Annotated in this window: 9 protein-coding genes and 1 pseudogene; all 10 read right to left on the bottom strand. The window is 42.0% G+C overall.

Features of this window, described 5'->3' with window-relative positions; genetic code table 11:
• Positions 1–573, bottom strand: a pseudogene (locus tag HT703_RS10440) (transposase family protein); the annotation flags it as partial.
• 57 nt (positions 574–630) lie between these two features.
• The gene (locus tag HT703_RS10435) at positions 631–2,865 is read right to left on the bottom strand and encodes a DNA internalization-related competence protein ComEC/Rec2 (RefSeq protein WP_172930071.1); all 2,235 of its coding nucleotides are present in this window, start codon (positions 2,863–2,865) and stop codon (positions 631–633) included.
• On the bottom strand, positions 2,849–3,499 hold the full coding sequence (locus HT703_RS10430) for a helix-hairpin-helix domain-containing protein (RefSeq protein WP_000387332.1): 651 nt from the start codon (positions 3,497–3,499) through the stop codon (positions 2,849–2,851). Before HT703_RS10430 ends, HT703_RS10435 begins: the two co-directional genes overlap by 17 nt.
• Positions 3,500–3,566: 67 nt before the next feature.
• Positions 3,567–4,136, bottom strand: a complete 570-nt coding sequence (locus HT703_RS10425; protein WP_000443735.1) for a GNAT family N-acetyltransferase — start codon at positions 4,134–4,136, stop codon at positions 3,567–3,569.
• A gap of 212 nt (positions 4,137–4,348) precedes the next feature.
• Positions 4,349–5,353 (bottom strand): PhoH family protein, encoded by a 1,005-nt coding sequence (locus HT703_RS10420; RefSeq protein WP_023936948.1) that lies wholly within the window; start codon positions 5,351–5,353, stop codon positions 4,349–4,351.
• An 84-nt stretch (positions 5,354–5,437) separates the two neighbouring features.
• Positions 5,438–5,653, bottom strand: coding sequence for a YozE family protein (locus HT703_RS10415; protein ID WP_001232084.1), 216 nt, complete (start codon positions 5,651–5,653; stop codon positions 5,438–5,440).
• An 8-nt stretch (positions 5,654–5,661) separates the two neighbouring features.
• Positions 5,662–6,516, bottom strand: a complete 855-nt coding sequence (gene cvfB / locus HT703_RS10410) for an RNA-binding virulence regulatory protein CvfB (RefSeq protein WP_001095471.1) — start codon at positions 6,514–6,516, stop codon at positions 5,662–5,664.
• Positions 6,517–6,575: 59 nt separating this feature from the next.
• Positions 6,576–7,133 carry a ribosome recycling factor gene (gene frr / locus HT703_RS10405; protein ID WP_001262225.1) on the bottom strand — a complete coding sequence of 186 codons (558 nt, stop codon included), beginning with the start codon at positions 7,131–7,133 and terminating at the stop codon, positions 6,576–6,578.
• An 8-nt stretch (positions 7,134–7,141) separates the two neighbouring features.
• Positions 7,142–7,879, bottom strand: coding sequence for a UMP kinase (gene pyrH / locus HT703_RS10400; RefSeq protein WP_000002996.1), 738 nt, complete (start codon positions 7,877–7,879; stop codon positions 7,142–7,144).
• 83 nt (positions 7,880–7,962) lie between these two features.
• Entirely contained in the window at positions 7,963–9,297 is a 1,335-nt protein-coding gene (gene trmFO, locus HT703_RS10395; RefSeq protein ID WP_000083731.1) for a methylenetetrahydrofolate--tRNA-(uracil(54)-C(5))-methyltransferase (FADH(2)-oxidizing) TrmFO, read from the bottom strand.
• Between the last annotated feature and the right edge of the window lie 150 nt (positions 9,298–9,447).

Genomic DNA, 9,447 nt, shown 5'->3' with positions numbered 1-9,447 from the left:
CTTGAGGATATATCTTCATGAGCCTTTGATAAGCACTGTCAGCCAAGATTTTACCAGCTTGTCCGATATTTCTGCGACTCATTTTGAACAACTTCATATCATGACAATAGTTCACAGTGATCTCCAAAGAAACAATTCTCCCTTGACTTGTGACAATCGCTTGAGCCTTCATAGCGTGGCATTTCTTTTTACCAGAATCATTCGCTAATTGTTTTTTTAGGGCGATTGATTTTTACTTCCGTCGCATCAATCATTACCGTGTCTTCAGCACTAAGGTGAGTTCTTGAAATCGTAAAACCACTTTGAACAAGAGTTACTTCAACCCATTGACTCCGATGGGTTAAGTTGCTTTCGTGGATACCAAAATCAGCCGCAATTTGTTCATAAGTTCGATATTCTCGCACATATTGAAGTCGCCATAAGAAGGTATTCTAGGCTTAATTTAGGTTTTTATCCATCTTTTGCGTGTTTAATTTTTAATACAGCTAACATCTCTTCAAAAGTCGTGCGCTGAACACCAACAAGACGATTAAATTGTGCATCAGTTAGTTGTTTACTTGCTTCATAATTCATAGAACTATTATACCATATTTTGTTTCGCAGGAAGTCTAATAATAATATTTATCTTTCCTATCGAACGCTTTCAATCTTCCAACTATTCCAACCTTTAAACCGTATAGCTCCATGCTGGTCAGTTCGGTAAACTTTGCTATTGATACCTTCCAGTCGTGTCAAAGTTTCCTGATGGGGGAGTTTCGTTCGATTGTTCTTTCCAACTGAGATGAGAGTCATCTCTGGTTTGAGCTGTTCTAAAAAGTCTGAACTTAATGATTTTTTAGAGCCATGTTGGCTAGCTTTCAAAACATCCACTTCTAGGTCAGGATAGTGCTTCAGCATGTCCTTCTCTCCTTTCTCCTCCAAATTTCCAGTGAAAAGAAAGTTTTTATCCAAGAGTTTTCCATACAAAACCAGGGTATCTTCATGATCTCCAATTTTCCTTGGAGATAGGACTTCTAACTGACTTCCAAAAATTGGCAAGTTCTCTCCTGCTGTCACACTGCGCACCTTGGTTTGAGTCGCCTGTAGTTCTACCACAAATTCCTTCTGTTTCAGATTTCCTTTTGATACTAAAATCTCCCCTACATGAAAAGCCTTGGTCACCTCCAACAAATCTCCAACATGTTCCTTGTCCGTATTTGTCAAAATCAGCTGGTCAATCTTGGCTACTCCTCGACTTTTGAGATAGGGAATCAAGGTTCGCTGGGCATTGCTGGTCGTCGCCTTTTCTTGCCATTTTTCAATTTTCTTATCAGATTCTGCCTTGCCACCTACATCTATGAGAATGGTCTTCCCAGTTACATCCCTTAGGAAAATACTTTCTCCTTGCCCCACATCCAGCATGGTAATTTCATTTTCCAGTGGATGCTTGGTCAAGAAAAAGAGACCCACAATAAGTAAGCTGAAGCCAGCTACTCTTTTGATATTTTTCCTCAAATCATAGACCAAAGCCAAGGAAATTAACAATAAAATTAAAAACCATGCATTAGGTTGTCCAAAGACAAACGGCCTACTTGTCATCTGCGAGACCAAGCGAATCATTCCCTCCAACCATTCAAAGATAAAATTCAGTTGAATGACTGGATAGAGAAAGGAAAGGGCAAATAAGATAGACAAGAGCGGTAAGAAGACCAAATCAAATAGAAAGGAAAAGACAAAGGTCAAGAGGATGGACCAAGGTTGAAATTCCGCAAAATAGAAGGATAGAATGGGCAATATGCCCAAGGAGATGACTAGACTTTCACTAGCAACAGCCTTGAGCCCCTCCCCTTCTTTGCTGGTCATGGTCAGGATAAAAGCATAAGCGCAGGACAAGACTCCTCCTGCTGTCAAGAAAAAGTTTGGCATGACAATAAAGAGGAGAAACACTGTCAAGGCAAAATTATCCAAGCCCTTAACCCCATGTTGAGCCAGTAGCTTTTGCAAGAGACTGCGAATAACCGATGCTGAAAATCCAGTTAGTCCCGCATAGATAAGGGAAAAGGGATAAGTCAGCCATTTCAACTTTTCTTGGGTCAAGCCCAATCGCAAGAGAAGTTTCTTAAATCCATTCATGAAAAAACCTACCTGCATGCCAGATAGGGCAAAGAGGTGGATAATTCCTAGACTGGAATAAAGCTCATTCATCTCCTCAAAGTCGGTGTCCAGATGTCCCAGCAAGAGTCCTGTCATGTAATTGCGCATAGGGTCTGGAAAGTGCGTCTTAATCCAAACCACAGCCTTTCGACGTAAACTGGACAAGTTTTCTCCTATATCCCAACTGCCAATCTTTTGAAGTGACTGGATTGTTTTGATATTGAGAGTCTGGTAAATTCCCTGAGTCTTCAGATAGGCTTGGTAATTAAAGCCACCAAAATTTCTCTGCCCTTCTGGCTCCGAAAGCTTCCCTTCTAGTCCTATCTCATGCAGGTCGGTTAAAGCTTGAAAGGCTTCTTTCTCCTCCTCGGACTGGAGTTTATAATAGACTTGAAAAATGCGTCCATCAGCCTTGCCGCGAAAGGACAGACTATCACCATTGACCTTAACAGTGTCAGGCAGAATCCGTACCCTTTCAACAGAATCCGCCAGATTTTGACTCGCTTGGCTCTGTTGCCAATTTTGAAACAGAAACCAGAAGCCAAAGACTCCACAAATCACTAAAACTTTGCCTGTTGATTTCCATGGAAATTGGAAAAAGAGACAGACTAGCAGAAAAACAAAGCCCAACAAAGCAAGATAGGATGCTGAGAAAATAGCGTAATAAAACCAAAGTAACAAAAAACTCAGGTAAATTAGGAGAATGGGGATGTTCTTAATCCACTGTAACATAGTCTTTTAGCTTTTCTATGGTCTTAGCACCAATGCCAGAGACCTTCTTGAGTTCATCAATCGACTTGAATTTCCCATTTGCCTCACGATGGTCTATAATGTCCTGAGCTCGTTTTCCTCCCAGTCCCTTAACCTGTTTAAGCTCTTCCAGACTGGCCTTGTTGAGATTGACCTTCTTTTCCTTGCTTGTTGAAGAAGCTGTCCCCGAACCAGTCTGTTGACTAACTGCTTCTTCTCCCTTAGTAGGAACGTAAACCAGAGCCTCATCACTAACTTTCTGAGCTAGATTGAGCGACTTGCTGTCTGCTTGCTCTGTCAAGCCACCAGCCTTCTGAACAGCATCATTGACTCGACTACCTACAGGCAAGTCATAAATCCCTGGCGATTTGACAGCACCTTTGACATCTACTGTGATTAGATCTTGTTCAAGGGGTTCTTCCTTCTCTTCCTTGTTCACTTCCTTTTCGGATACCAAATCCTTGGAAACAGCTGCAACTTCAGCCTGCAAATTCGTTTCCTTTACAGGTGTTTGTGGAGCTGGCTTTAGCAGGAAAAATCCGCCTACAAGCAAGCCCAGACCAGTACAGATGACGATGATTTTATACTCTTTGATTTTCTCGATAATTGCTTCCATATTTTCTCCTCTCTTAGATTATTCGTAAGAGGAAGAAAAAACAGTCGAAAAATTTCTTTTCAACTGCTTATTTATTTGCAAAATAGTCTTCCTTGGTCAAGACATAATGAACTCTTGTCACGATTCGGCCTTTTTCATGCTGGTCCATACAAGCATAAGCTTCTTCGTGGGAAAAACGCATGCCTGATTTCTCCATGACCTTTCCTGACGCGGGATTAGCCTTATCGTGTAAAGCAACTAACTTATTCATTCCTATCTTCTCAAAAGCTAGCTCAATTACGGCACGATTGGCTTCTGTCGTCAATCCTTGATTCCAATACTTTTTATTGATAATGTAGCCAATAGCTGCCTTCTTAAGAACAGGATCAATCTTGTGCAAGTCAATGGTTCCGATAAACTTGCCGTTATCTTTTAATTCAATCCCCCAGCGTCCCAAGGGATTAGCCAAGTAGAACTGAGCAATATTATTCTTGGTTTCTTCTACATTTTGATTGGTTGAAAAAGTGTAACGTGTATTATCCTTGTCCGAGGCATAGTCAAACATTGCTTCCGCATCATTCAAAGTTACAGGTCTAAGCAACAAACGCTCTGTCTCGACTATGGGATACTGAGCTAGTTTTAAAAAGATTGATTCCATACGTTTCTTCCACTTGAAACCTTTCTAATCTAATATAAGGATATTGAATAAAACATTTAAAAAGCAAACTTATAGTAGATTGAAATAAGATATAAACAAATCAATCAGGAAAGTCAAATTAATTTCTAAAAATGTTTTAGCAGTCACAACGTACTATTCTAGCTTCAATCTACTATAGATTTAGTATTGAGATAACTTTAAGTACAAAAGAACTATCCTTCATATAGAGGTTGAGGATCTAATTCTTCACTCTCTTCTTTTTTAACCGGTTCTGGTTCATAGGCTCGGATAATCTGAGCGACAACTGGGTGGCGAACCACATCCTTGGCTGAAAAATGAACAAAGTCAATCTGGTGAATGTTCTTGAGTTTCTCTTGGGCATCAATCAAACCGGACTTGACATTGCGTGGCAGGTCAATCTGACTGATATCTCCATTGACAATCATCTTAGAATGAAAACCTAAACGAGTCAAAAACATCTTCATCTGCATAATGGTCGTATTTTGCGCCTCATCGAGAATGACAAAGGCATCATCCAAGGTCCGTCCACGCATATAGGCAAGGGGCGCAATCTCAATAATTTCACGCTCCATGAGTCGAGTTGTTTGGTCTTTCCCCAGAATCTGATACAAAGCATCATAAACAGGTCGAAGGTAAGGATCTACCTTCTCCTTAAGATCACCCGGAAGAAAACCTAGACTCTCTCCTGCTTCCACCGCTGGACGTGTCAAGATAATCCTCTTGACTTGCCCACGTTTAAGTGCAGTCACTGCTAAGGTCACTGCAAGAAAGGTCTTCCCTGTCCCTGCTGGCCCAATTCCAAAGGTCACATCATGCTGTTTAACACTGTCCACATAAAGTTTTTGACCCAGTGTTTTGACACGGATAGGCTTCCCTGTATTATCCTTGATAATTTCTTCTTCATAAAGGGCGACAAATTTGTCGATTTCATCGTTTTTGACCATGCTAATCGCAGTCACTACATCTGGTGTGCCGACTGTCATTCCACGATTTACCAAAACCATCAAGGCTTGAATAACTTGTCTAGCTTCCTCACAAGCTGACTCCCCCCCCAAGACTTGTACAATCTCTGTACGAGCATGAATCACCACATCAAGCTCTTCTTCCATCAAACGAAGATGGCGCTCATTGGAACCAAAAAGATGAAACAGGTCATCTGGATGACTCAGTTGAATGTCTATTGAATGTTCCTTCAAATAAAGAACCTCTCTAATCCTTTTATTTCTTTTTATTATAGCAAAGGGATGGAGAAATTACTAGCCCAAACCCAATGAATCATGCTAGTGTTCTAAGTATTCTTGCCAGATAGCGTCAAAGTCTCCTAGGTTAAAAGAGAAACTGGCATGTTCTTCCAAAAAGCGACTCACCTCATCAAAATCATCTGTGTGTTTTGGAAAAGCTGATTCTTCAAAGGCTAGGTCTGCTAGGATAGCTTTGGGACTGTTACTTTTAGGATTGCGCTCGGTCATGAGCCAAGTGTAAAATGATTTTCTCATATGTCACCCTAGATCAATTCTGTCCCAAACTGGTCTTGCTTGATTTTACCAGCCTTCATAAGACCACCTAAAACTTTCTTGAACTGACCTTTAGAAATGCCAAAGGTTGCCTTGATGTCATCTGGAGATGACTTATCATTCAAGGTCATGAAACCGCCATTGCTTTCCAAATAAGTCAAAATCATCTGGGCATCATTTTCCAACATTTCAAATGAACGTGGTTTGAGGGAGAGGTTCAGAGTGCGGTCCACTTCGCGGAAACCAATGACACGCGCATCTAAAACTTGCCCTAAACGTGGCTCTGCATAGCGCTCGCTAGGATGGATAAAACCAAGCATGTTATTTTCTGGCAGGTAAACAAAAGTTCCTGACAGCTTGAGGCGGTATACAATGGCTGGCCAGTTTTGGTTCTGCATGTTGTTGTAGGCAGGTCGAGCCAGACGTTGGAAGTCTTCTTGATAAGCCAAGAGTCCCCAGATACGATCTTTCTTGTCCACTTCAAGACGGATGTAGAGTTGATCACCCTTCTTAGGCCAGAGTTCCTTGAGCTCAGGGAGAATATCGAGTGACACAACGATTTCCTTGTCAGGAAGGCCTGTATCCACAAAGACACCCAAGTCTTTACGAACTTCTGTGACACGTCCCCAACCAAATTGGTCCTGAGTGGCAGTCACTTCTAGAGTTGTCAAGCGGAGTTTTTGCTTCATATCCGTGTAGGCAAAACCTTTAACCGTATCCCCTACTGTATGTTGACCTTCTTCCTTGGTAAGAGCATAGGTCTGGCCATCCTTTTGAACAAAGTAAAAACGGTCGTTTTCATCGATGATCAGTCCAACGATAAAACTTGCAAGATTTGTATTCATATTTCCTTCTTTCGAACAAAACTCAGCCAGCAATGCCAACTGAGTTTTTCTGTTTATTTTTAGACTTCCAAGAGTTCTTTCTCTTTGTTGGCAGTCATGTCGTCGATGTGTTTAACAGCATCATCTGTTACTTTTTGAATGTCTTTTTCAAGAGTCTTCAATTCGTCTTCAGTGATTTCTTTTGCTTTTTCTTGTTTCTTAGCTTCATCCATAGCATCGCGACGGATATTGCGGACAGCCACTTTAGCATTCTCACCGACCTTCTTCACTTCTTTAGCAAGGTCACGACGAGTTTCTTCTGTAAGAGCAGGGATAACCAAACGAATTACAGAACCATCGTTAGCTGGTGTGATACCAAGATCAGAAGCGTTTAAGGCACGTTCGATGTCTTTCAATGAAGACTTGTCAAATGGTGTTACCAACAAAACACGCGCTTCTGGAATGGTAATTGAAGCAATTTGGTTAAGAGGAGTTTCTACTCCATAGTATTCTACATGTACACGGTCGAGTAAACTTGCGTTGGCACGACCAGCACGGATACCACCAAATTCACGAGCAAGTGATTGGTGAGACTGGGTCATTCTCTCTTTAGCTTTTTCAATAATTGCGTTAGCCATAATCTTTCTTATTCCTTTTCTTCGATATTATTTGAAACTGTTGTTCCGATATTTTCACCAAATACGACACGTTTGATGTTGCCTGGTTGGTTCATGTTGAAGACAACCAAGTCAATGTCGTTATCCATTGAGAGGGTTGAAGCAGTTGAGTCCATGATACGAAGACCTTTATTGATAACGTCACGGTGGGTCAATTCTTCAAACTTAACGGCTGTCTTGTCCTTCTTAGGATCGGCATTGTAAACACCATCGACCCCATTTTTAGCCATAAGGATAGCATCCGCTTCGATTTCAGCTGCACGAAGGGCCGCTGTTGTATCTGTTGAGAAGTAAGGTGAACCAATTCCGGCACCAAAGATAACGATACGGCCTTTTTCAAGGTGACGAAGGGCACGTCCACGTACGTAAGGCTCTGCCACTTGTTGCATTGCAATGGCTGTTTGCACACGCGTATCAACCCCAACTTGTTGCAATGAATCTGCCATCACAAGAGCATTCATAACAGTCCCAAGCATTCCTGTGTAATCTGCCTGAACGCGGTCCATTCCTGCTTCTGCAGCAGGTTCACCACGCCAGAGATTTCCTCCACCAATAACAAGGGCAATTTCGATACCTAAGCTATGAACTTCTTGAATCTCTTTTGCGATTGTTTGAACTGTTTGGATATCAATCCCTACGCCACGTTCACCGGCAAGGGCTTCACCTGATAACTTGATTAAAATACGTTTATACTTGGGATTCGCCATTTTCACTCTCCTTCTTTTATCCTACCTATTCTATCACAATTTCTAAGATTTTTATAGTATCATGAGCAATTCTTTCAAAAAAATTAGACAGTCAAAAATTCCTCTAAGTCGGCAAGGGCACGCTCTGCAATTTTTTCATAACGAGCCTTCTTATCACGGATACGCTCGCCTTCCAACTCCTTGATGATCCCAAAATTGACATTCATTGGTTGGAAATGTTTGCTGTCGGCATGGGTAATGTAATGAGCTAAGCTTCCAATCGCTGTCGTCTCGGGGAAAATAACCTCGCTTTCTTCCTTGAAGAGACGAGCTGCGTTAATTCCCGCAACTAAGCCCGAAGCCGCCGACTCAACATAGCCTTCCACCCCCGTCATCTGACCAGCAAAGAAGAGATTTGGTTGTTTCTTGGAACGGTAAGTCTGCTCAAGAAGATTTGGTGAATCCATGTAAGAATTGCGATGCATGACACCATAACGGACAAACTCCGCATTTTCAAGACCCGGAATCATTTGGAAGACACGCTTTTGTTCTCCCCATTTGAGGTGGGTCTGGAAACCAACAATATTGTATAGGCTACCAGCTGCATTATCCTGACGAAGTTGCACAACCGCATAAGGTGTTTTAAATTCTCCATCACGAGGTCCTGTGTAGTCGTCCGGATACTCAAGACCGACTGGCTTCATAGGGCCATAAAGCATAGTTTTAATGCCACGTTTGGCCATAACTTCGATTGGCATACATCCTTCAAAGTACTTTTCTTTTTCAAAAGAATTGAGCGGTGCTTCTTCCGCATTGACCAAGGCTTCATGGAAATCCATAAACTCTTGCTTGGTCATTGGAGCATTGAGATAGGCTGCTTCTCCCTTATCATAACGAGATTTGAGATAGACCTTACTCATATCGATAGTGTTGACATCGATAATAGGCGCTGCTGCATCGTAGAAATAGAAGCCATCGCCATTATTAAGGGCATGAATCTTTTCAGCCAGGGCATCGCTAGTCAAGGGACCAGTCGCCACAACTGTAATAACATCTGTTGGCAATTCTGTAATTTCATCACGCACCACTTCAATCAAGGGGTGGTTGACCACTTTTTCGGTCACCATTTGAGAGAAACCATCACGATCCACCGCAAGGGCTCCACCGGCAGGAACACGTGTAGCCTCAGCAGATTCCAAGATAACAGAACCCAAGCGACGCATTTCTTCCTTGAGAAGACCAACTGCATTTGTCAAAGCATCCCCACGCAAAGAATTGGAACAAACCAACTCAGCAAAATTGTCTGTTTTGTGCTGAGGAGTCGACTTGACACCACGCATTTCATAAAGTTTAACTGGAATACCACGCTCTGCGATTTGGTAAGCTGCTTCAGAACCTGCCAAACCAGCACCGATAACATTGATATAAGATTGAGACACGACACTAATACCTCTTTGGGAGTGTGAAGTTAAGATTCACATTGAAAAAGCCAATCAGACTTACGAGCTTTCGAGTTTCTTGGCTCAGGCTGAAAAAGTCCATTGGACTTACTTCGCTCTCGAATTTCTTGGCTCAGGCTGAAAAAGTCC

This window comes from Streptococcus sp. 3874 (assembly GCF_013276425.1).
In the GTDB taxonomy this organism is placed as follows: Bacteria; Bacillota; Bacilli; order Lactobacillales; family Streptococcaceae; genus Streptococcus; species Streptococcus pseudopneumoniae.
This window is presented reverse-complemented; position numbering and strand designations above follow the sequence as displayed.